This window comes from Paraburkholderia sp. IW21, from assembly GCF_041321145.1.
GTDB lineage: Bacteria > Pseudomonadota > Gammaproteobacteria > Burkholderiales > Burkholderiaceae > Paraburkholderia.
On sequence record NZ_JBGGWA010000019.1, the window covers coordinates 78479 to 100673 of the forward strand.

Genomic DNA, 22195 nt, shown 5'->3' on the forward strand with positions numbered 1-22195 from the left:
GCGCGCGCGGAGGGCGATCCACACGGCACCGGTGGTTTGCTCACCCATCCGCATATAAACCAAAGAAGATGAAGATAACAAGACCGCTGTGGGCTCAGGGAATTTTCATGACGCCCCAGCATTTTCAGCAGCAGGCACTGTGGGACCGGTTTGCCGATGAACGTGTCGCGCGTATTGCCAGCCCTGAGCCGTGGGGAATTAGCAGGGTTGTGTTCGATATGCACGCGTTGGCGATCCACCGGGTCCAGATGACCACGCTCGACTTGCGACTGCCTGACGGTACGTTTGTCGATAGTGAGACAGCTGACTGGCTGCCTGCCGCACGCGATCTGGGCGACGTCCCTTCGCAAATGGAAGCCGTGGTTGTACTCGTAGGCCTGCCGCTCTTCGACGCCGAAGGCGGCAACTGCATCGAGGCTGGCGTGAAGCCCGCTCGTCCACGCCGCCTTGTGCGCGAATATCTGCAAGTCGCAGACCTCAACGGGGAAGGCAAGGAAGAAATTAGCGTCGAGCGCCATGCATTGGCGCTGCTGTTCGACTTCGAAGAGTATGGCGAATACGTGACATGCCCGGTTGCCCGGCTCGTGCGCAATGCGCAAGGCCGCTTCGAGATCGATCCGGCATTTGTGCCGCCGTGCCTCGTCCTGTCGGCAAGCGGTCAATTGACCGCACGCATGAACCGCCTGGCAGAAATTCTCAGCGCTAAAAGCACGAGTCTCGCAGTGCGCCGGCGCGAACGCTCCGACCAGATCGCGGACTATGCGGTCGCGGACGTATCGCTATTCTGGCTGCTTCACAGCGTGAACAGCACATGGCCCGAACTCGCAAGGCTGTGCCAGGCGCCGCATCAGCATCCCGAGCGTTTATACGGCGTGCTTGCGCGCCTTGCCGGTTCGTTGCTCACCTTCTCGACAACCGAAACGCTTCAGGCGATCCCGCCGTACGACCATCGCGCCCCTGAACCGGTGTTCGCGGAACTGGAATCGCTGATCCGTACGTTGCTCGACACGGTGATTCCGTCGCGGGTTGTGCCGATTGCGCTTGAGCGGGCAAGAGCGACGGTTTGGGTCGGAAAGATCAACGACGAACGTCTCGTCGACGGTGCCGACTATTACCTGTCGGTCCAGTCCGGTCTGCCGGCCCACGCGTTGCTTGAGCAGTTGCCGCGCCTGTGCAAAGCCGGCGCTCCGGATGAAGTCGAACAGATCGTCAACTCGGCATTGCCCGGCATCCCGTTGCGCACGATGTCGCGCTTGCCGGCAGCCATCCCGATCCGAATTGAGAACCAGTATTTCGCGCTCGATAGCACGCACCCCGCGTTCAAGCGAATGACCGCTGCGCGCGCGTGCCAGTTCTACGTGCCAGCTTCGATTCCAGACGTGTCGCTTGAACTCTACGCGGTGCTGCCGACATGATGTCCGTCGAAACTGCCTACGCTACGCTCCTGCCGGTCGCGTTGCGCGACACGGCGTTAACGGTGACGAGCCTGTCCAGCGTCGCTGCGCCCGCATTGTCGTTTGGCGACTTCCGCCAGAACTGCAAGAAACAGATCGACGGGCTCCGAGCCGAACTGCGGGTGGCGGGTCATCCGCGTGACGTCGTCGAAGACGCGGTCTACGCCCAATGCGCGCTGCTTGACGAGGCGGCACTCAACATGCTCAAGGACAGCGATCGCGACGCATGGGAACATGAGCCTCTGCAGGTGGTCGAGTTCCAGAGTCACGATGCCGGCCAGGAACTCATTACGCGTATCGAGCGGCGTCTGGCCCAGCCGCAACCCGTGCTACCGCTTCTCGCCATCTTTGGTGCCGTGCTGAACCTTGGCTTCGCCGGCAAGTTCGCGATCGACGGCCGCGATGCGCGCGCGGCGCTGATGCGAGCCGTCGACGAGCGCCTCAGCCGCGGTATCGGCCGCGCCGACACGACAGGTTCCGTGATAGTCAGGCACGGAGTCAGACACCGCTGGTTCGACAAGCTGTCACCCGTTGCCTGGGTCGTGATTGCCTGCGTCGCCGCGGCCGTCATCTATCTCGCGATCGATCAATGGTTAAACGCCTCGATCGCCCGGATTGCGCAATGACGGGGACACGCTTGGCTGGTTATCCCTATCGAACGCTTTGTGTATGGATCGCGACGCTCGCGCTGATCTGGCTTGCGCTGTGCTCACCCTGGCCGTTCGTGTGGAATGGGGTTTGTGCGGCACTGGTCGTTCTCATGGCGGTCGTCGCCATCGTCATTGCGACGCGGCGCATCCGTGAGCGCCAGCAAGCCACACGGCACGTGCTGTCCGCAATCGATACGGCACTGGCTTCGCTGCCCTCCGACATCAAGCGCAATACGCCACTGATAATCGCGGTCGGCGACGCGCCGCACATCGTAAGAACGGCCCGCGAGGCACGCCCCGAAGGAGCGCCGCTTGGGGAACCGGTGCACGCCGACGGCTCGCTCGCGGACCTGTTTGGTTCGGACCTCGTGCGTATCACCGACACGGCCATCTGGGTGCGCTCAGATGACCCGGCGCGGCTCGCGCACCTTGCGGACGCGCTCAAGCGGTGGCGCGATGGACAGGGTCCGGATGCGGTCGCGTATCCGGTTGCCGCCGACAGGGTCGACAGCCAGCCCAATTTTGCTGCGGCCCTGAAGCAATGGCGTGGGGCCATTGCCGAGGCGAGCCGTGCGGTCGGCTATCCGTTGCCGGTGTGTGTCGCGGTGTACGCGGAGGAAGTCCATTCCGCGGCTGGCGATTGTCCCTGGTTCGGCGTCTCCGGCGGCAGCGCCCTGCGGATCGAGACGTTGTCTGAACTCGTCGCGTCGCGTCTCGAGCAGTACATGCGTATGGGCCTTTCAATCAACCCTGAACCCCGCGCACGCCGCGCCGCACAGCTCGACGCCCTCACGCGCTGGGCCTGCGACGCAGTGCTGCCCGCACTTGTCGACGCGCAACGCGGCAGTCAGCCTTTGCACGTCACCGGGTTCGGCGTCACCGCGATCGAAGGGCGTCCGGGCCCGCATTCGCTATACCGCCAGTTCGTTTCGTCCATCACCGGCCTGACACTTTCGGCCGCCAACGGCAGACGGCTCACCTGTCCTCTGCCGGAGCCGCTGATCCGGGGCATCCCGCCTCAACCTGCAAGGCGGACTTTGCCGCGCGCACTGGCTCATGCATTTGCGTGTCTCGCGGCGTGCTTCTGCGCCGCTGCAGCCGCTTCGGCCTGGCAGAATCGCGCGCTGGTTGAACGTGTCGTGGGAGACATGTCCCGCTATAAGGCAATCGCGCCTGCCCAGAATGCAGCGCGTGTCGATGCGTTGACGGCAGTCAAACGCGATCGTGACGAACTCGAGCGCTATGCCACCTCCGGCGTGCCACCACGACTGGGGCTTGGCCTCTATCGGGGCGCGCCGCTGCAGCCGGTCGCCAACGCGCTGATTGCAAGCTATCAGCCGCCGGCACCCCCGCCGCCGACCATCGAGCTCGACAGTCTGTCGCTGTTCAGTACCGGCAAGGCTGTTCTGAATCCCGGCTCGAACCGCGTTCTGGTCCGCGCGCTGGAAATGATCAAGGCATACCCAGATAAGCGTGTTCTGGTCGCCGGCCATACCGACTCGGTGGGTCATTCGTCCAGCAATCTGAAACTTTCCGAGGCGCGCGCCGCCTCCGTGCGCGACTGGCTGGCAGATGCGTCCGGTATCCCGGCGACGCACTTCGCGATTCAAGGCTACGGCGACACCCGTCCGAAAGCCCCCAATGACACGGAGGCGGGGCGCGCGTCGAACCGTCGTGTCGAAATTACGCTAATTCCCGATTGTCGTGACGATCGCAGTAACGGTTTAACCCCCCAAGGCCATCCGGCCTGTTCATTCGAGTGAAAGGAGAAAAAGTAGTGGCAATTCCTGCATACATGTGGATCAAGGACGATGGCGGCGCCGACATCAAGGGTTCCGTGACGGTTCAAGGCCGCGAAGGCAGCGTCGAGATCGTCGCGCTCGATCACGGCGTGAACATCCCGACCGATGCGAACACCGGCAAGCTGACCGGCACGCGCGTGCACAAGCCGATTACCTTCACGAAGGAAACCGACGCATCGACACCGTACCTGTACAAGGCGGTTACAAGCGGTCAGACGCTCAAGTCCATCGAGATCAAGTGGTACAAGATCGACGACGCGGGCAAGGAAAAGGAATACTTCAACACGAAGCTCGACAACGTGAAGGTCGTCGCGGTCAAGCCGAAGATGCTGGACATCAAGAACCCGGCCTACGAAAAGCACAACCATCTGGAAGACGTCGAACTGCGTTACGAGAAAATCACGTGGTCGTACAAGGACGGCAACATCATCCACGCCGATAGCTGGAACGAACGTTCCTAGAAGGAATGAGTCACGGTGCTTCTTCACATCTCCCTAGAGGCACCGTTTTTTAACGCACGGACCGACCTCAATCCGGTTCGTGCGCTTTTTGTCTGTATCGCTTCTGCTATCCGTTGCCATGACTGCCCGAGACCTTTCCCAATTCCTGCGCCGCCTCAACGACCATTGCGCCCGCGCTCTCGCCGAAGCAGCGAGTCTGTGCGAAACGCGTGCCCATCGCGATATCGAGATCGAACACTGGTTGATCAAGCTGCTGGAGTTGGGCGAAGGCGACCTCGTGGCGATCGTGCGTCGCTACGAACTCGACGCCGACGGCATCTGGAACGGCCTGCTCAGCGCGATCGACCGGCTTCCGCACGAGCTGCGCGGCAAACCAGGCCTCTCCCATCGGCTCGGACAATTGCTGGAAGCGGCGTGGATGTGCGCCTCGCTTGAAGCGGGCGCCACGTCGATCCGCTCGGCGCACCTGCTGGCGGCGCTCGCCGACGCGCCGCATCTGCTACGCGCGCCGGATGCCTGGCCGCTGCTCTCCGTGTCGGCTGCGCAGATCGGACGCTTGATGCCTGCACTCGACAGGATGTCGGTAGAAGCGGCAGGCGTATCCATACAGCCGGATGGCGATGGCCATGCCGATACTGTGCCTGACAGCGTGGGTAGCGCGCCCGGCAACGTCAAGCTCGGCTCCGCCATGGACGAAACCGCTTCTCATGCCGCATTCAGCGATCAACCCTCGGCGTCGGCAGCCAGGTCGCGTGCGCCCTTGCCCGGGCAGCCGGGATCTGACGCGCTGCAACGTTTCACCATCGATATCACGCAGAAAGCGCGTGACGGCAGAATCGATCCGGTTTTCGGTCGGGATGTGGAAATCCGGCAGATGGTCGACATCCTCGCGCGCCGCCGCAAGAACAATCCGATCCTCGTTGGCGAGCCGGGAGTCGGCAAGACCGCGCTGGTGGAAGGACTCGCGCTAAAGATCGCCGAAGGCGACGTACCGTCGGCGATTCGCGAAGTCAGCGTGCTAACGCTCGACCTCGGCCTGCTGCAGGCCGGCGCTGGTGTGAAAGGCGAATTCGAGCAGCGGCTGAAGAATGTGATCGAAGCCGTACAACGATCGCCGACGCCGATCCTGCTGTTCATTGACGAAGCGCATACGTTGATCGGCGCAGGCAACACAGCAGGCGGCGCTGACGCTGCGAACCTGCTCAAACCAGCGCTCGCGCGTGGCGAGCTGCGCACGATTGCAGCAACGACCTGGTCCGAATACAAGCAGTACTTCGAGCGCGATGCAGCGCTCGAACGGCGCTTCCAGATGGTGAAGGTCGACGAACCCGACGACGACAATGCGTGCCTGATGCTGCGTGGTCTGAAGGAGCGCTACGCGCAGCATCACGGCGTGCACATCACCGATGCGGCGGTTGCCGCTGCCGTGCGTCTGTCGCGCCGGTATCTAACCGGCCGTCAGTTACCGGACAAGGCTGTCGATCTGCTCGATACCGCAGCCGCTCGCGTGCGTATGAGCGTGGAAACAACGCCGATCGCAATCTCCGCATGTCACGCTGAACAGGCTGCGCTCCAGGTCGAACGCAGGGCGCTGGTCGAGGATCATGTCGCCACGTCCGCGGATGTCGGCGAACGGCTGGTCGCAATCGACACTCGCCTCGTCCATCTCGAGGTCGAACTCGATGCACTCGAATCGGCATTCCACGAACAGAAAAACGCCGTCGCCACGCTGCGGACGCTGCGTGAACAATGGCACGCCGCTGCGGACGAAAGTGCACGTCGCGACCTGCAACAATCGATCCGCGTCGCCCATGAAGTACTGGCCGGACATGGCGCCGATGCGCTGATTCAAGCGGAAGTGGACGAAGCCGCCATTGCGCGCGTGATCGCCGATTGGACCGGCGTGCCGGTCGGCAGCTTGATGGAGGACGAACTCGCGGCGCTGCTCGAACTCGAGACGCGCCTCGGCCGCGTCGTGGTTGGCCAGGATGACGCGCTCGCTGCGCTCGGCAAGAACCTGCGCGCCGCCAAGGCCGGCCTCAAGTCCGAAGAAGGGCCGCTTGGCGTATTTTTGCTGGTCGGTCCGTCCGGCGTCGGCAAGACGGAAACGGCCCGTGCGCTGGCAGACCTGATGTTCGGCGGCGAGCGCGCGCTGATTACGATCAACCTGTCCGAGTACAAGGAAGCGCATACGGTCTCGCAGTTGAAGGGTTCTCCGCCGGGTTATGTCGGATACGGCGCGGGGGGCGTGTTGACGGAGGCCGTGCGCCAACGCCCCTACAGCGTGGTGCTTCTCGATGAGGTCGAAAAGGCGCACCGCGACGTGCTGAACCTGTTCTACCAGGTGTTCGACCGGGGCTTGATGCGCGACGGCGAGGGCCGCGTGATCGATTTCCGCAATACGGTGATCCTGATGACGTCGAATCTTGGCAGCGAGCAGATCATGGCCACGACAGAGGCCGTCGCAGAGGCGCCCACGACCAGAGGAAATCCGCCTGGGGAATCGGGGGAGGCCGGCGTCGGCATCACCACCTCGATGCTGATGGAAACGATCCGGCCCCTGCTGGTCGAGCACTTCCAGCCGGCGCTGCTCGCGCGCTTCCAGACCCTCGTGTACCGGCCGCTTTCGGCCGGAGCGCTGGCGTCGATCGTGCGAATGAAACTCGACAAGGTGGCACAGCGCATCGAGCGCCGGTTTGGTGTCCCGCTCGTATGCGACGATGCGCTGATACGCGAACTCGTGCGTGCGTGCCAACTACCTGACTCAGGCGCACGCAATATCGACAGCCTTCTGAATCAGCAAATCCTGCCGGTGCTCTCGCGCGAGTTACTCGTGCGCATTGCGGCGCAGCAACTGCCGGGCGGAATCACGCTGTCGTTCACGGAGGAAAGCGGCATTGTGGTGGAGTTTGATAGCGCGATTGAGGCGCAGGCATGACTCGCGGTGGGCCGGGTCTGTTTGAAGCGGTGACAGGTCATTTCGCGAACGGCGCAGCCGTCGACGACTTCGACGGCGCGACGCAGACCTTCCTCTCAGTGCAGGACAATATCCAGCGCATCCTGAACAGCCGTCGCAACGGGCTCGCACATCTTCCCGACTACGGACTCGACGACCTGTCGGAAATCTATCGCCATCTGCCCTCGTCTGCGCACAAGCTCAGGGGTGCGATCGAGGCGACGCTATTGAAGTACGAGCCGCGCCTGGAGGCGATCGACATCGATATCGAAGACACCGAACCAGGCATGTTGCTGAGCTTCACAATGAGCTGCCATCTGCGTCAGGCAGGTTTGGTCCGCTTCGGTACGCACTTCACGCCCGATGGACAGACGCGACTCACGATGCTGAATGCCGATCATGATCGCGGCTGACGGCGCGGCTCAGAACGGATGGGCGAGTCAACCGTGAGATCGTGGGCGAACTGTTACCGGCGCCCAAGCTGGCGCCAATAATTTCCAATAAGAAACGAATGGGCGGGCCACGCCGCGCTGCCGGGGCATCGGCAGCCGCGGCCCGCGGCACGGTCTGACGCGGCGCCATCGCTACGGTGCATCAAGCTCACAAGCCCATTCAGCCTGGTCCGCCGCCCCGCTCCGGGCAAATACCCTTGCCGCCATAAAATCCCGCGTGTATAGTTTCCGAACTTACTCTTGTTTCGCATCGGAAATTAAAGGGATTCTCATGGACGCTTCCACCATCCTCGCCGACCTCGGCATTGCCCACGCGGCGCAAGCCGGCGACATCGCGGTTCACTCGCCGATTACCGGCGAACTCATCGGCCGGGTGGCCAGCAACACGGTGTCGGAAGTCGACGCGGCCCTCGCCAATGCGAAAGAGGCGTACACCGCCTGGCGCAACGTCCCGGCGCCGCGCCGTGGTGAATTGGTGCGCCTGCTCGGCAATCGGCTGCGCGAAAAGAAGCAGGCACTCGGCAGCATCATCACGCTCGAAACCGGCAAGATCCTGCAGGAAGGCATGGGCGAAGTGCAGGAAATGATCGACATTTGCGACTTCGCGGTCGGCCTGTCGCGTCAGTTGTACGGTTTGACGATCGCTTCGGAGCGCCCGGGTCACCGTATGGCGGAAACCTGGCATCCAATGGGCACCTGCGTCGTCATCTCGGCGTTCAACTTTCCGGCAGCGGTGTGGTCGTGGAATGCGGCGCTTGCGCTGGTGTGCGGCAACGCAGTGATCTGGAAGCCGTCGGAAAAGACGCCGTTGACCGCGCTCGCCGTCAACCAGATTCTCAGCGAGGCACTGAAGGAATTCGGCGATGCGCCGGCGGGTCTCACCGCGCTGATCAACGGCGGGCGCGACGTCGGCGCGAAGCTGGTGGCCGACCCGCGTGCGTCGATCGTCAGCGCGACGGGCAGCACGGAAATGGGCCGCACAGTCGGCGTCGAAGTGGCGAAGCGCTTCGGCCGCTCGCTGCTCGAACTCGGCGGCAACAATGCGGGTATCGTCGCGCAAACTGCGGATCACGAACTCGCCATGCGCGGCATCCTGTTCTCGGCAGTCGGCACGGCGGGTCAGCGCTGCACGTCGCTGCGGCGCCTGTTCGTGCACGAAAGCGTGTATGACAAAACCATCGAACGTCTGAAGCAGTTGTACAGCAAGGTGCCGATCGGCAATCCGCTCGAAAAGGGCACGCTGATGGGTCCGCTGATCGACAAGCAATCGTACGCTCGCATGCAGGAAGCGCTGCAGCAGGCTACGGCTGAAGGCGGCAAGGTGTTCGGCGGCGAGCGCGTCGAGGTCAAGGGTCACGAAGGCGGTTTCTACGTGCGTCCGGCCATCGTCGAAATGCCGTCGCAAACGGCGGTGGTGCTGAAGGAAACCTTCGCGCCGATTCTCTACGTATTGCGCTATTCGGATTTCGCGGATGCGGTACAGGCGAACAATGCGGCGGTTCATGGTCTCTCGTCGTGCGTGTTCACAACCGATCTGCGCGAAGCGGAACGCTTCCTGTCCGACTCGGGCAGCGATTGCGGTATCGCTAACGTGAATATCGGACCGAGCGGCGCGGAAATCGGCGGCGCGTTCGGTGGCGAGAAGGAAACCGGCGGCGGCCGCGAGTCGGGCTCCGATGCGTGGAAGGCCTACATGCGCCGCGCGACCAACACGGTCAACTACTCGTCGGCCTTGCCGCTCGCTCAAGGCATCGATTTCAATATCGGTTGATTGGGTGAGTCGCAGTAGAGCATTGAAGCAGTAGAACATTCAGCAGAAAGCAGCGGCGCATTCACGCGCCGCTGTTCACAACCTCTTTCAGCAATCCGTTTGCGCCGCCCGCCGTTTCTGAGCGGCCACGCTACTCGTGGAGTAAGACGTGAGTTCCAAAGTCGTGATAGTCGGCGGTGGCGTGATCGGCAGCTCGATTGCCTATTTCTTGCGGCTGTCCGATCCGACAGTCAGCGTCACGGTGATTGAACGCGATCCGACTTATGCGCGCTCGTCATCGGCGTTGTCGGCGGCATCCATTCGCCAGCAATTCTCTACCCCGCTTTCGATTCAGATGTCGCTATTCGGTATCGAGTTTCTGCGCTCGATCGGCGAACGGCTCGAAATCGACGGCGCGAAACCGTCGATCGATCTGCACGAAGGCGGCTATCTGTTTCTCGCGACACCAGCCGGCGAAACGACGCTGCGGGAGAATCACGCGCTGCAAAAGAGTCTCGGCGCCGATATCAGTCTGCTCGACAAAGGCGCATTGCAAGCGCGCTTTCCCTGGCTCAATACAGAAGACCTCATTGCCGGCGCTTACGGCGAAAGCGGTGAGGGTTGGTTCGACGGTTATGGCCTTGTGCAGGCGCTGCGCAAGAAAGCACAGTCGCTCGGCGCATGCTATGTCGCCGCCGACGTTACCGCGCTGCATCGCGACGGCAAACGCGTCACGCACGCGCAGACCGCGAATGGAGAGACCTATGCATGCGACGTGGTAGTGAACGCCGCGGGCGCCTGGTCGCGCAAAGTTGCGCAGATGGTCGGCATCGACCTTCCGGTGTTCGCACGACGCCGTAGTATTTTCAATGTCACATCGCCCGCGCGGCTCGATCATTGTCCGTTGCTGATCGATCCGAGCGGCGTGTATTTTCGGCCCGAAGGAAAATCGTTTATCTGCGGTACGTCCCCGTCGGCGGACAACGACCCCGACGATCTGCCGCTCGACGAAGTCGACCATGCGCTATTCGACGACGTGATCTGGCCGACGCTCGCGCATCGCGTGCCGCAATTCGAAGCGCTGCGCGTGCAGAACTGCTGGTCCGGCTACTACGAATACAACGTGCTCGATCAGAACGCGATCATCGGACATCACCCGGACGTCGATAACTGCCTTTTCGCCAATGGATTCAGCGGCCACGGGTTGCAACAAGGCCCGGCAACCGGCCGCGGCATCAGCGAATTGATTCTGCATGGCCGCTACACGACACTCGATCTGGATGCGTTGAGCTTTACTCGCGTACTCGAAAACCAGCCGATCGTGGAGAAGAACGTGGTTTAGCCGGCGCATTGGAGGTGATGCGGAAAACGCAATACGTCGTGCGTAGATATCGTTTGCCGCCCACCCGGACGATGGCCACAATCGACGGCGATCTTCCATCGTCACATAAGCGGCCCGTCACCATGTTCACGTTCAATCCCGCATTCGAAGCGCCGACCGGTTCGCCGATCCGCGAGCTGTTCAAGTATCTGGCGCAGCCCGGCATGATCTCGTTTGCCGGCGGCTATCCGGCAAGTGATCTGTTCGATCGCGAAGGGCTCGATGCCGCCACTGCGCGTGCGTCGCAGCAGGCCACGCTCTGTCTGCAATATGGCCCGACTGACGGCCTCGCTGTTCTCAAGGAACAGCTCGCGCATTTGATGACGCGCCGTGGCACGGCCTGCACGCCGCAGGAATTGCTCGTCACGACCGGGTCGCAGCAAGGCTTCGATCTACTGCTGCGCGTGATGATCGCGCCGGGCGACGTGGTGCTGGTCGAGCAGCCCGCTTATCCTGCGACCTTGCAGGCGCTGAAGCTGCAGGCGGCGGATGTGACAACCGTGCCCGTCGATCAGGATGGACTCGACGTCGCCGCGCTCGCCGCATTGCTCGACGCCGGCACGCTGACGCGGCCACCGAAGCTGCTGTACACCGTGCCGACCTTTGCGAATCCAACTGGCGCGACGCTGTCGCTCGAACGCCGCAGGGCGTTGTTGGAACTGGCGGCGCGTCACCATTTTCTGGTCGTCGAAGACGATCCCTATGGCGACCTGCGTTTCAGCGGCGCGGCGTTGCCGTCGCTGCTCGCACTGAGTGATCAGGTGCCGGGAGCACGCGACTGGGTCGTGCATCTTTCGAGTCTGTCGAAGATCGTCGCACCGGGGTTGCGGGTCGGCTGGATGGTCGCGCATGCGGAAATCTTGCGCCGCTGCGTGGTCGCCAAGCAGACCGTCGATTTGTGCAGTTCGCCGTGGACGCAGGCGATCGCCGCCGAATACCTCGCGAGCGGCGCACTGGAGCGTCATCTGCCACGGATCATCGACGCCTACGCCGGGAAATGCCGCACGCTGTGCGATGCGCTGGATGCCCAATTGCCCGGCAGCATTGCGTTTCATCGCCCCGCAGGCGGTATGTTCGTGTGGGCGCGATTGACGGGTGGTCAGAATGCGTCGGACACGCTGCGTGTCTGTATCGAGCGCAACGTCATGTTCGTTCCGGGCGTCGCGTTCTATAAAGACAATATCGATCTGGCGGCACTGCGCTTGTCATTCGCGGCGCCCGGCGTAGCCGATATCGAAACCGGCGTGCAGAGAATGAAGCAGGCGCTCGAACTCGTTTGACGCGTGGCTAACGCGGCTAACGTTATATTGGCGGAAAAGCAGTAAGAACAATGCGTGAAATAACCCGGTGAGCACACAGTGTGCAACCGGGTTTTTTTGCGAATGCCAACGCGTGGCGATTTATCATAAACATTCCGATGCGGTAATGCGGCGCAAGGTCGCGCAGAGCCAAGCTACGCTCGCAGGCGTTGTTCGGTTCAAGCCTGTAATACGCGCACGTGCGGCTTTGCCTGCGGGCGCACTGCCCGCAGGCCGGTTTAACTCAAGCCATTGCTTCGAATGGGCACGGTTGGCAATAGCTTAATCCAGCCCATGCCGTATGTCCTCCAAACTCCTGAAACATGGCGAAGTGTTAAATGCAGAGCGCCATCAGTTTTCAGTTAAAAATATCGGTTATCATGCGCTGCCTTCACCGAATGATTCCGATGGATTAATTCGTCGGACATCCAGGTTAATACCATCGCGTCGAGCCAGAAAAATCAGATGAAGATGTCGCGTAAAAAGATTGCAATCCTGGGGATCGGTCTTCTGGTCGTGGCCGGCGTGGTCATTCAGGCGGTGTGGCGTCCATTTGCGCATCGCAAAGCCGCCGAAAACGGTGAAGTCGTGCTTGATATTCATCACCCGGATGCGGTGATCGACAGCGAAGCGCTCTCGCGTTTGCCACGCGACATATTGCGCGTGCCGCTGTTGCACGACGTGCTGACGCAAGACTTCGTCGACTACTACGAATCGAACAATACGCGGCTGTCCGCCGAGGGCGCGCTGCGGCGTCTCGCATTCGAACATCAGTTGGATTGGCGCGACGAACTGATCCGCCGCATGTTCGACGAACCGGCGCACGTGCTGTTGTGGCGCTCGCCAGATGGCCGCCTCGGGTACTGGGTGATGTCGATGCACCGCAACGGCCTCGCGAAGCTGCTGCAGGGCTTCGCCAATGTCGCCGCGAGCGACTCTCAGTTGAGCCAGGTCGCCAGGCTCTCGGGCGACGTGCCGGTCTATGCGCTGAAGCTGGCGGTCGGCCGCACGGTTCTGTTCGCAACCAGGGACGACCGTCTCGTCGTGATGTCCGCGCCCGGTGTGCTGCTCGACGAGAAGGGCGGCTTGCTGAGCGACCGGGCCGACGCCGTATCCGAAATGCTTTCGTCGGGCCGCGACGATGCGGCGCGCGTTTATCAACTGAACGCCTCGGGGGATGCGCCGAAAGGGCATCGGCTCGTGGTATCGGCCAATTATTTGTCGTTTGATTATCAGGGATTTTTCTCCGGTATCGACGCGCTGCGATTCGATTTTTCGGCGAATGGCAATCCTCAAAGTGGACCTCCTTCGGGGCGTGCGGCGGCGAACTGGCAAACCTCTGCTTTGATCGAGCCGGGTAAGTTGCCGCAGCGGTGGAATAGCGCCGACTTGTGGCGCGCCTTGCCAGTCAATCCTGCGGCGTGCGCGAGCTTGCCGGTGGACTGGAAAGAGGCGTCGGGCTTGTTGGGCAAGGTGGCCGATGTAGGCGCGAACGGCGCTGCAGCAATTGGCGATCAGCTCGCCGGGCCGGCCGCAGTTTGCTGGTATGCGAAGTCCACGCTCGTCGCGCCGGTGTTCGTCGCTCGCGTGAAATCGCAGGACGCGGCGAGCGTCGCCGCGCTAAAGACCGCGCTCGGCAAGACCTTTGGCGAGGTGATCGGCGCGTACGAGGCCAAGGCCGCCCAATCCGGGGGCGCCGACTCAGGCTATCGACGCTTGCCGGTCACGAAGCACGACCAGGGCGCCGGCGTCACGGTGTGGCAGCGTCCGGTCAGTGCGCGTTCCGGTACCGCGTTGTCGAGCAAGGCGTCGTTCGCGTCGCAACTGTCGGCGGAGCGCTATTTTCCGGTGACGCTCGCACTCGCGCGCGGTTATCTGATCTTCTCTCCTGATTCACGTCTGGTCGAGGACACGCTCGCCGTGCTCGACAAGCGCTATCCGGCGCTTGCCGATACGCTCGCGCCGCAGCGTCTGCCGCGCACGATTCTGACGCTGACGCCTTCGTCCGCGGCTGCGCTGATCGAACGCGAAGCGGGCGCGGCGTTGCCGGCGGATCAGGAAGCCGTGTTCCGCAATGCGTCGCGCGCCCATCTCGTGCCGAAGCTGCACGCATTGGCCCACTACCCGCCGGTTTCGTTGACGCTGCCGCGGGACTTGCCGGGTTCGACGGGTTGGGTGCCGGTCGAGTGGTGGTTCGATCACGCGAAGACGGATGCCGGTTCGGATACCGGCGCCCCCGCCGATACACCTGCGGATCAGCCCGGCACCGAGGGCGGCTAAGTGCGCCGCCTTTGCGTCCCTACAGCACGCCGCGCCTGGCTTGCGCGCGCGGCCTCCGCGCTCGTGATGGCCGGCCTTGCGCCCTATGCGAGCGCGCTCACCAGCGCCTCGGCCGTACCCGACCCCGACGCGCTCTCGCCCCAGCAATCTGCCGCGTTTCGCGCCTGGTTCGCGCGCATCGTCGACCAGCAGATACGACGCGGTCCGACGCCACGCTGGACGCAACGCGATTGCGCGGGCCTCGTGCGCTTCGCTGTCGACGAGACGCTCAAGCCGCATGACAGCAAATGGCTCCGAGCCAACGGCATGACCAGTCTCGCGGATACCAGCAGCATGCCGCCCGAATTGCAACTGTCCGCATCGCAACGCACGATCGCGAACCGCTGGACCCAGCTCGACGGTTCCACCGGCGCGTACGCGTCGGCGATCGCGCTGATTCAACGCAATAGCCGTTTTGTTTCGAAGGACGTGAACCAGGCGCTGCCCGGCGACCTGCTGTTCTTCGACCAGGGCGACGACCAGCATCTGATGATCTGGCTGGATCGCTACATCGCTTATCACACAGGCACCGTTACGCCGACCGATACCGGTTTGCGCGCCGTGGCCGTCTCCGACCTGATGCAATGGAAAGACTCGCGCTGGCAGCCGCTCGACGGCAATCCGAATTTCGTCGGCGTGTTTCGTTTGGACTTTCTGACACCATGACCCGAATGAACTCCGCCACCGCATCGCGCGATTGGCTCGGCAACTTACGTCGTCGCGTGGGCTTCGCTGTGGTCGCGCTGCTCGCGGCCATGACGCTGGTCATCGCACCGGCGGCCTATGCCGACGACGCTGCATCGAGCACCGCCGCCGACACCAACATCGCTGCGAATCCGACGCTGCAAGCAGCGCCGTCGAGCAACTTCGCTTCGCAGAAGGTCGACGGTCAGCCGTTTTTCCTGCTCTCGGATGCGAGCTTCGGCAGCGATCAGTTGGCGCAGGTGCGTCTGGAGGCGCCCGGGCGCGAGTTCAAGGATGCGCTGCAGGCATACGGCGGCGCGGACATTGTGGTGTATCGCGTGCCGAAGCCGCTGGACTTTCTGAAAGCGCAGAAGAATCTGCATCGCCTGAATGTCGCGCCGAATTATCAGGGCGAGGGACTGGCGAATACGCTCGCTTATCTGTGGGACCGCTGGTTCACCGAAGCACGCCGCGCGTGGCAGCGCGTGCTGTCGTTCGCGACGCGCAGCAAGGCGACCGAGGCCGCGCCGCAGTTCAAGCTCGGCGAGCAGACCGGCCGGCAGACGCAATTCGAGCAGAACGCGCAATTTGCGCCGCTTAAAGGCTATGACAGGGTCGCGCGCTTTCGCTATCCGATCTGGGACGCGAAGGTGATCCAGCCGCCGAAGGGGGTGAATCTCGAGGGCAGCAGCAGTAACTTTATCGAAGCCAGTTCGGGCAACGTGATGATTCCGGTCGGTAAGCTGCCGCCTGGGCTGTATATCGTCGAGGCGGTGATCGGCAACTATCGTGCGCACACCTTGTTGTTCGTGTCGGACACGGTCGCGGTCGTGAAAGCGGCGTCGAGCGGAATGCTGGTGTGGACCACGCGGCGCGATAACGGCAAGCCGGTGGCGAACACCGAAGTGAACTGGACCGACGGCGTCGGCGTATTGCAAAGCGGCTCTACCGGCAGCGACGGCGCGCTGGTGCTGCAACACGTGAGCCCCGAGCGCAGCTATGTGCTCGGCACCGATCCGCAAGGCGGCGTGTTCGTCTCGGAGAATTTCTACTACGACAGCGAGATCTACAACACGAAGATCTACGCGGTGACCGACCGTCCGATGTACCGGCCGGGTGACGCGGTGCATGTGAAGTTTATCGGCCGCACGTTCCAGAACGCGACGCAATCGTCCGCACCTGCCGGCGCCGAGATCAAGCTCGACGTGCTCGATCCGAACGGTTCACCGGTTGCAACCAGCAAGGTGCATTTCGCTTCCGATACGGGCGCGGAGTCGTCGTTCACGCTTCCCGCCGACGCCACCGCCGGCGGCTACACATTGCGCTTCGATTACAACGGCGATGTATACGGCAGCGCATTTCGCGTCGCCGAATATGTGAAGCCGCATTTCGACGTCAACCTGTCGATGGATAAAGCCGATTACGCAACCGGCGAGCAACTGAAGGGCAAGATCCAGTTGCGCTATCCGGACGGCAAGCCGGTGCGCGATAGCAAGGTCTCGGTCACGCTGCGGGCGCAGAAGGTGACGATCGTCGACGGTGAGCTGCGTTATGCGGGACTGTTTCCAGTCAAACTGGAACAGCAGGAACTCACGACGGATAGCGACGGCAACGCGAGCCTCACACTGCCTGCCGCTAAAGAGCCGAGTCGTTATGCATTGACACTGTTCGCACAAGACGGAGCGGCATACAAGGTACGTGTGACGCGCGAAGTGCTGATCGCGCGCGGCGCGACGCCTTATCGGCTGTCGACCGCGAAGTCGTTCTCGCAGCCGAGGGAAGCAGTCAACTTCGATCTGCAAGCGCTCGGTGCACTTGATCCTTCATCGCGAGCACCGGCCAGGTGGGAATGGACACGCCTCGAATCGCAAACGCATGGCGAAGGTGCGCTCAAAGGCGCAACGGCAGGTGGGAAGCTGTCGTTCCCGGTGCAATTCGACGAACCGGGTTCATACATGCTGTCCGTCAAGGATGGCGCCGGCAATCTGCTCGCCGCCGCGAGCCATTGGGTTGCGGGTGATGGCCTGAAGGCGATTCCGGGGAGCGTCGAGATCGTGTTCGATCGCGACAAGTACACGATCGGCGATACCGCGGAAGCATTGATCACCTTCCCGCTGCCGGTCGACGAGGCCTTGCTGACGCTGGAGCGCGACAACGTCGAACGCCGCGCCTTGCTGACAGCAGGCGGCGACTGGCTGCAACTGCAACGCGTGGCGCCGTCGCAATGGAAGGCACGCATCAAGGTCGGCGAAGACTTCGCGCCGAACATGACGTTCTCCGTGCTGTACGTGCATGCCGGCGAATACGTGTTCCAGAACGCGGGCCTCGTGGTCGCGCAACCGCGGATCGAACTGAACGTGAAGAGCGACAAGCCGGTGTACGGTCCGGGCGATACGGTCACGCTGAACTTCGACAGCAGGCTGAACGGCAAGCCGGAAGCGGCGAATCTGACGGTGAGCGTGGTCGATGAAATGGTCTACGTGTTGCAGCCGGAAATTGCGCCGAACATCGTCGACTTTTTCTATCACCCGCGCCGGAACAACGTGCGTACCTCGTCGAGCCTGTCGTTCATTACCTACGACCTCGCGCGCGCGCCGTTGAAGGGCGCGCCGGGCGGCCCGCAACGCGCGAACTACAACGAGCGCGGCGTGAAGGTGCTCGAACGGCCGCGTCGCGACGATCAGGACACGGCGGCGTGGGAAGGCAATCTGAAAACCGACCCGAACGGTCACGCCACAATGACCTTCAAGATGCCGGATTCGCTGGCGCGCTGGCGCGTCACCGTGCGTGCGGCGGCGCCCGATGGCATGGTCGGTCAACGTACTGCGTACGTACGTTCGGACAAGGCGCTGTATCTGAAGTGGAGCGGGCCTTCGCACTTCCGCGTCAACGATCAGCCGGCCATCGACATGATCGCCTTCAATCAGACCGACGCCGATATGGAAGCCGAGTGGGTGGTCGACGGCGGCGGTCTCTCGTTGAACCAGAAAGTCACGCTCAAGCGCGGCGCGAACTATCTGCGTCTGCCGAGCGGGGCGTTGAAGGCCGGTGTGATCAACGCGACCTTGCGTCGTGCAGGTCAGGATGTGGATCGCTTGCAGACCACTATCCATCTCGATGCGAGCGGTTGGCTCGATTTGCATCAGAACACGGTGACGCTCGACGGCTCGAACAAGCCGCTCAATCTGCCGCAAGATGCGCAGGACGTCAGCGTGCGTTTCATCGGCAGCGCGGCGAGCCAATTCGCGCGCGTCGCCGACGATCTGATCAACTACCCGTACGGTTGCGCGGAGCAGACCTCGAGCCGCCTGATACCGCTCGCGCTCGCACACGACGCAATCGGACGTGGCGACAACGCGAGTTCGACACAAGGGCTCGAAGCGCTGCTGCGCAATCAGCGGCAGCGTTTGGCGATGCTGGCGGGCGTCGGCGGCACGTTCGGCTGGTGGGGCGATACGACCGGCGGCAGCTCGCTGATCACCGCCTACGCGTACTACGCGGACTGGCTCGCGAGCCGCAGCCTCGGCATTGCGCTGCCGGCTGACAACTGGCAGCACGCGATGGAGGTCTATCGGGATGCGGGCGCGAAGGAGCCGCTGCTGCATCGCGCATTGGCGCTGTGGTTCATGCAGCAGATGAGCCTGCCGGTCGCGACGCCGGTGTCGGGTGTCGCGGCGGACTTGCTGAGCGATGCGGCGGCTTCGGGCAATGCGGCTACGCCTGCACGCAATGGCACAAATGGTGCGTCGGACAGCATTGTGTTCGCGCAAGCCGATTTGCCGCGCGCCAAACAGATGGCGACGCTGCTGACCGCCAACATCGCTCGCAGTACAGGCGCTCAACTGCCGGATGGTTTTGATGCAGCGGCGAGCGCCGCACGCACCGCACTGGCCCACGATCCCGCACCGCTCGTACAAAGCCTGCTCTACATGACCGGCGGTGACGGCGGCGCGGCGGTCGATGCATCGTCCTTGCTCGCCAAAAGCAGCGCCGACTATCCAACGCTCGATCGCGCGTTGACGCTGTTGTGGTTGCGCAAGGCGCTGGGCGGCGATGTCGCGGCGGCCTCGCTGCCATCGCTGCAAGGCGCGGGCTGGATGCGCTTGACCACGCTGACGGGTGCGCCGCTCTGGAAATGGAGCGGCGTCGCACGCCCCGAAGGAAGTCCCCTTGGGGCGTTGCCGGCCATGCTCGATGCGGGCGCTGCGCGCACCGACGTGAGCGCTCTCGTCTCATTCCGCAGCCATGTGAGCGAGGACAGCCGTCTGAACATCACGGTTGAACGCCGCTTCTACAAGTTGGAACCGCTCGAAGTGAAGGTCGATCCGAAGAAGACGGGCGGCGCCGAGAGCCAACTGGGTCGTTCGGCATTTACTGCGCGCCTCGTGAAGCAGGGCGACGCGATCGACAGCAATGCGCTGTACGTCGACGAAGTCACGCTCACGCCGCGCTCTGGCAACGCGTACCACTACGGTTTGCTCGACGTGCCGCTGCCGCCGGGCGGCGATGTCGAGGCGACCAGCTGGGGCGTGTCGATCGACGGTTTGCCTGGCGGGAAGGAAGGGGCAAGCGGTCCGCAGCCGTTCGCGCGTGCCGCGTCGTATGAGATGGGTGAGTTGGCCTATCACCAGCCGGTGCCCTTGCTCGATCGACCGGTGACGCTGCGCCAACTGGTGCGCTTCGCCTTGCCGGGCACGTTCGTGCTGCCACCCGCGCGCTACTTCCGCATGTATCAGCCGGACGCCAAGGCGTTCGAAGGCGGCAAGAGCGATCGCGTGACGACCCTGCGTATTCAGTAAGCGAGGCCGCCATGTTCTCCGCTCTTCGGCACTCGCGCGTTCGTCTGGCAGCTGCGCTGCGGGTTGCGCTCGCGGTGGGCGTGGGATGTGTTTTTGGTGGCGCCGGTGCAAGTGAGTCGCCAAGCTCATCGCCAGGGTCGATGCCAACCCTGTCGCCAACTGCACGCTCGGCGCAAATGCTGCACTTCGCCTGGCGGCGCGACGGCCAATCGCAGCTTTGGCAGTTCAACACCGGCGCCGCCGCGGACGGCCTCGCGCCACAATCCGCGCGCCCTTTGCCTGCCACGCTGGAGACGCCACTCGGCAGCGTGTGGAAGCTGTTCGTTTACGGTTATCTGGTGGACCGCAATATCGCCACACCGGATTACACCTGCAGCGGTGGCGATCCTGAAGAAGTGTATTGCTGCATGACGGGCGGTCACATCGACCGCGAACATGCGCTCGTGCAATCGTGTGGGCGCTTTTTCGAGCCCGCGCGCCTGCAACTCGATCCCGCCGACTGGCGCAAATATTGGACCGCCGCGCATGCGCCCGCCTGGCTGCGCGACCTTCACGCGATGACGCCGACGCGCCGTGTGCCGGTGACCGACTTGCTCGCCGCGTTGCAGGCGATGCCGGCACGGCCGCGCGAAGCGGCGGCGAGTACGCTGGTGTCGGTGCTGACCAGCGGACGCGGCGAAGGCACTGTGTCGCTATACGGCAGCGTGCTGCGCACCAAGACGTGGACGATGCCGGATCCGGCGCGGCCTGGCGCATCGATCGGCGGCGCGGCGGGCTGGCTCGCCGACGGCACGCCGGTATGGCTGGGCGGCCCCGGCGGCAGCGCGCGCGTGCTGGCGGCCGCCGCGCCGCGCATCGCGCCGTTGCTCACACAAGTCGCCGTACCGGACGACAACGCGTGCGTGCTGGTCGATTTCTTCAGCCGTTATCCGATTCGCCAGGTACTCGGCGACAAAGGCCCGGCAGCGGTGGCGGACGGTCCGCTGCGCGGCGATTTCCGGATCGGTTTCGTCAATGGCAACTGGACGCGGGTGGAAAGCCGCGGTGAACTGAGGCTCGATCGGGACGCTGCGGGTGCGCCGCACGTGGTCGGCCGCTTCGGCATGAACGACTACGTCGCACGGGTGGTCGAGCGGGAAGGCGACACGAGCCAGCCGGAAGCGGCCAAGGCGTTGGCGGTGGCGGCGCGGTCCTACGTCGTGCAGCACGGCAATCACGATCACGGCTGCTTCCGTATCGACGACAGTAGCAGCACGCAGCGGGTCCTGCCGCGCGCGCCGACCGCCGCCGCGCGCCGTGCGGCCGATCTGACCGACGCGCTGGTGCTGACTGGCGTGCCGGTTCAGTATCACCACGACAAGGCCGCGCCCGGTCAGATGAGCTGGCTCGCCGCGAAGGCGGCTGCGCAAACCGGCCTCACTTTTGAGGCGATCCTCGCGCGCACCTGGCCGCAAGCGACCTTGACGTCGTTCGAAAGCCCGTTGTCCGGCGATTGCATCCAGGTGGCCGGCGCCCAGCAATGGCTGCAGCGCAACGCGCCGTTGTGGGCGCGGCGCATGGACGGCGCCGCGGGCTACGAGACACCCGATCTGCCGGCCGTGTGCGCGGTGCGTGAAGGGCGCCCGTATGCCGATGCGCAGCGCAATCGCGTGTACGTGTATCGGCTGCAAACCGAAGAGGACCGTATCGCGTTGGCGCATGAATATGTCCACCTCGCGTTCCAGCATCATCCGCGTGGCCTCGACGAAGCATTCGTCGAACGTACCGCGCGCACGCTGATTCGTACCGACAATCCGATCCAATGAACACCGTCTCGCGCTCGTTTTCATCCATGTTCCGCTCGCCGCATGCCGGGCACCCGGGTGGCGTTCGCGCTCGTGTTTGGGCGAGGTTTGCGATGACCGCTGCTGCGCTGCTGGCTTGCACGGCACCGAACGTGCACGCTGCCGGCGCGGATGGCGGTGGCGGCACGCTCGTCGGCTGGCGCCACAGCGGGCTGACGAACGCGACCGGCTACAACTTCGACGCCGCCGCGCACGAGCGCGACGTGATTACCGCCACGTTGACGCTGGTGTTCAATGAAAACACGCCGAACGAGCGGCGTGAAACGATGATTGTGCCGCTGCGTAAGATCGGCGATCTGATGCTCGTGAAAAGCGAGCGACTCTGACAGCGGGATGGGAGCAGTG

At 63.4% G+C, this 22195-nt stretch carries 13 protein-coding genes and 1 pseudogene; all 14 read left to right on the forward strand.

The window, feature by feature from the left end:
* Positions 1-68 precede the first annotated feature (68 nt).
* Complete coding sequence (tssK, locus tag ACAX43_RS31055) at positions 69-1415, forward strand: type VI secretion system baseplate subunit TssK (protein ID WP_370712165.1); 1347 nt, start codon at positions 69-71, stop codon at positions 1413-1415.
* Positions 1412-2080, forward strand: coding sequence for a DotU family type IV/VI secretion system protein (locus tag ACAX43_RS31060; RefSeq protein ID WP_370712166.1), 669 nt, complete (start codon positions 1412-1414; stop codon positions 2078-2080). Before tssK ends, ACAX43_RS31060 begins: the two co-directional genes overlap by 4 nt.
* The gene (locus ACAX43_RS31065) at positions 2077-3867 is read left to right on the forward strand and encodes an OmpA family protein (RefSeq protein WP_370712167.1); all 1791 of its coding nucleotides are present in this window, start codon (positions 2077-2079) and stop codon (positions 3865-3867) included. The genes ACAX43_RS31060 and ACAX43_RS31065 overlap by 4 nt, the downstream gene beginning before the upstream one ends.
* Before the next feature lie 14 nt (positions 3868-3881).
* Positions 3882-4367, forward strand: coding sequence for an Hcp family type VI secretion system effector (locus tag ACAX43_RS31070; RefSeq protein WP_370712168.1), 486 nt, complete (start codon positions 3882-3884; stop codon positions 4365-4367).
* 118 nt (positions 4368-4485) lie between these two features.
* Complete coding sequence (gene tssH / locus ACAX43_RS31075; RefSeq protein WP_370712169.1) at positions 4486-7305, forward strand: type VI secretion system ATPase TssH; 2820 nt, start codon at positions 4486-4488, stop codon at positions 7303-7305.
* Complete coding sequence (gene tssE, locus ACAX43_RS31080; RefSeq protein WP_370712170.1) at positions 7302-7736, forward strand: type VI secretion system baseplate subunit TssE; 435 nt, start codon at positions 7302-7304, stop codon at positions 7734-7736. Before tssH ends, tssE begins: the two co-directional genes overlap by 4 nt.
* Before the next feature lie 310 nt (positions 7737-8046).
* Positions 8047-9546, forward strand: a complete 1500-nt coding sequence (locus ACAX43_RS31085; RefSeq protein ID WP_370712171.1) for an aldehyde dehydrogenase family protein — start codon at positions 8047-8049, stop codon at positions 9544-9546.
* 148 nt (positions 9547-9694) lie between these two features.
* On the forward strand, positions 9695-10867 hold the full coding sequence (locus ACAX43_RS31090; RefSeq protein ID WP_370712172.1) for an NAD(P)/FAD-dependent oxidoreductase: 1173 nt from the start codon (positions 9695-9697) through the stop codon (positions 10865-10867).
* 122 nt (positions 10868-10989) lie between these two features.
* Complete coding sequence (locus ACAX43_RS31095) at positions 10990-12186, forward strand: PLP-dependent aminotransferase family protein (protein ID WP_370712173.1); 1197 nt, start codon at positions 10990-10992, stop codon at positions 12184-12186.
* 483 nt (positions 12187-12669) lie between these two features.
* The gene (locus tag ACAX43_RS31100; protein WP_370712174.1) at positions 12670-14484 is read left to right on the forward strand and encodes a DUF2138 domain-containing protein; all 1815 of its coding nucleotides are present in this window, start codon (positions 12670-12672) and stop codon (positions 14482-14484) included.
* Positions 14485-15189 carry a DUF1175 domain-containing protein gene (locus ACAX43_RS31105; RefSeq protein ID WP_370712175.1) on the forward strand — a complete coding sequence of 235 codons (705 nt, stop codon included), beginning with the start codon at positions 14485-14487 and terminating at the stop codon, positions 15187-15189.
* Positions 15186-20006, forward strand: a complete 4821-nt coding sequence (locus ACAX43_RS31110) for an alpha-2-macroglobulin (protein ID WP_370712176.1) — start codon at positions 15186-15188, stop codon at positions 20004-20006. Before ACAX43_RS31105 ends, ACAX43_RS31110 begins: the two co-directional genes overlap by 4 nt.
* A 176-nt stretch (positions 20007-20182) precedes the next feature.
* Complete coding sequence (locus ACAX43_RS31115) at positions 20183-21811, forward strand: DUF2300 domain-containing protein (protein WP_370712177.1); 1629 nt, start codon at positions 20183-20185, stop codon at positions 21809-21811.
* 188 nt (positions 21812-21999) lie between these two features.
* Positions 22000-22176 (forward strand): annotated as a pseudogene (locus ACAX43_RS31120) (DUF2135 domain-containing protein); the annotation flags it as partial.
* Positions 22177-22195 lie beyond the last annotated feature (19 nt).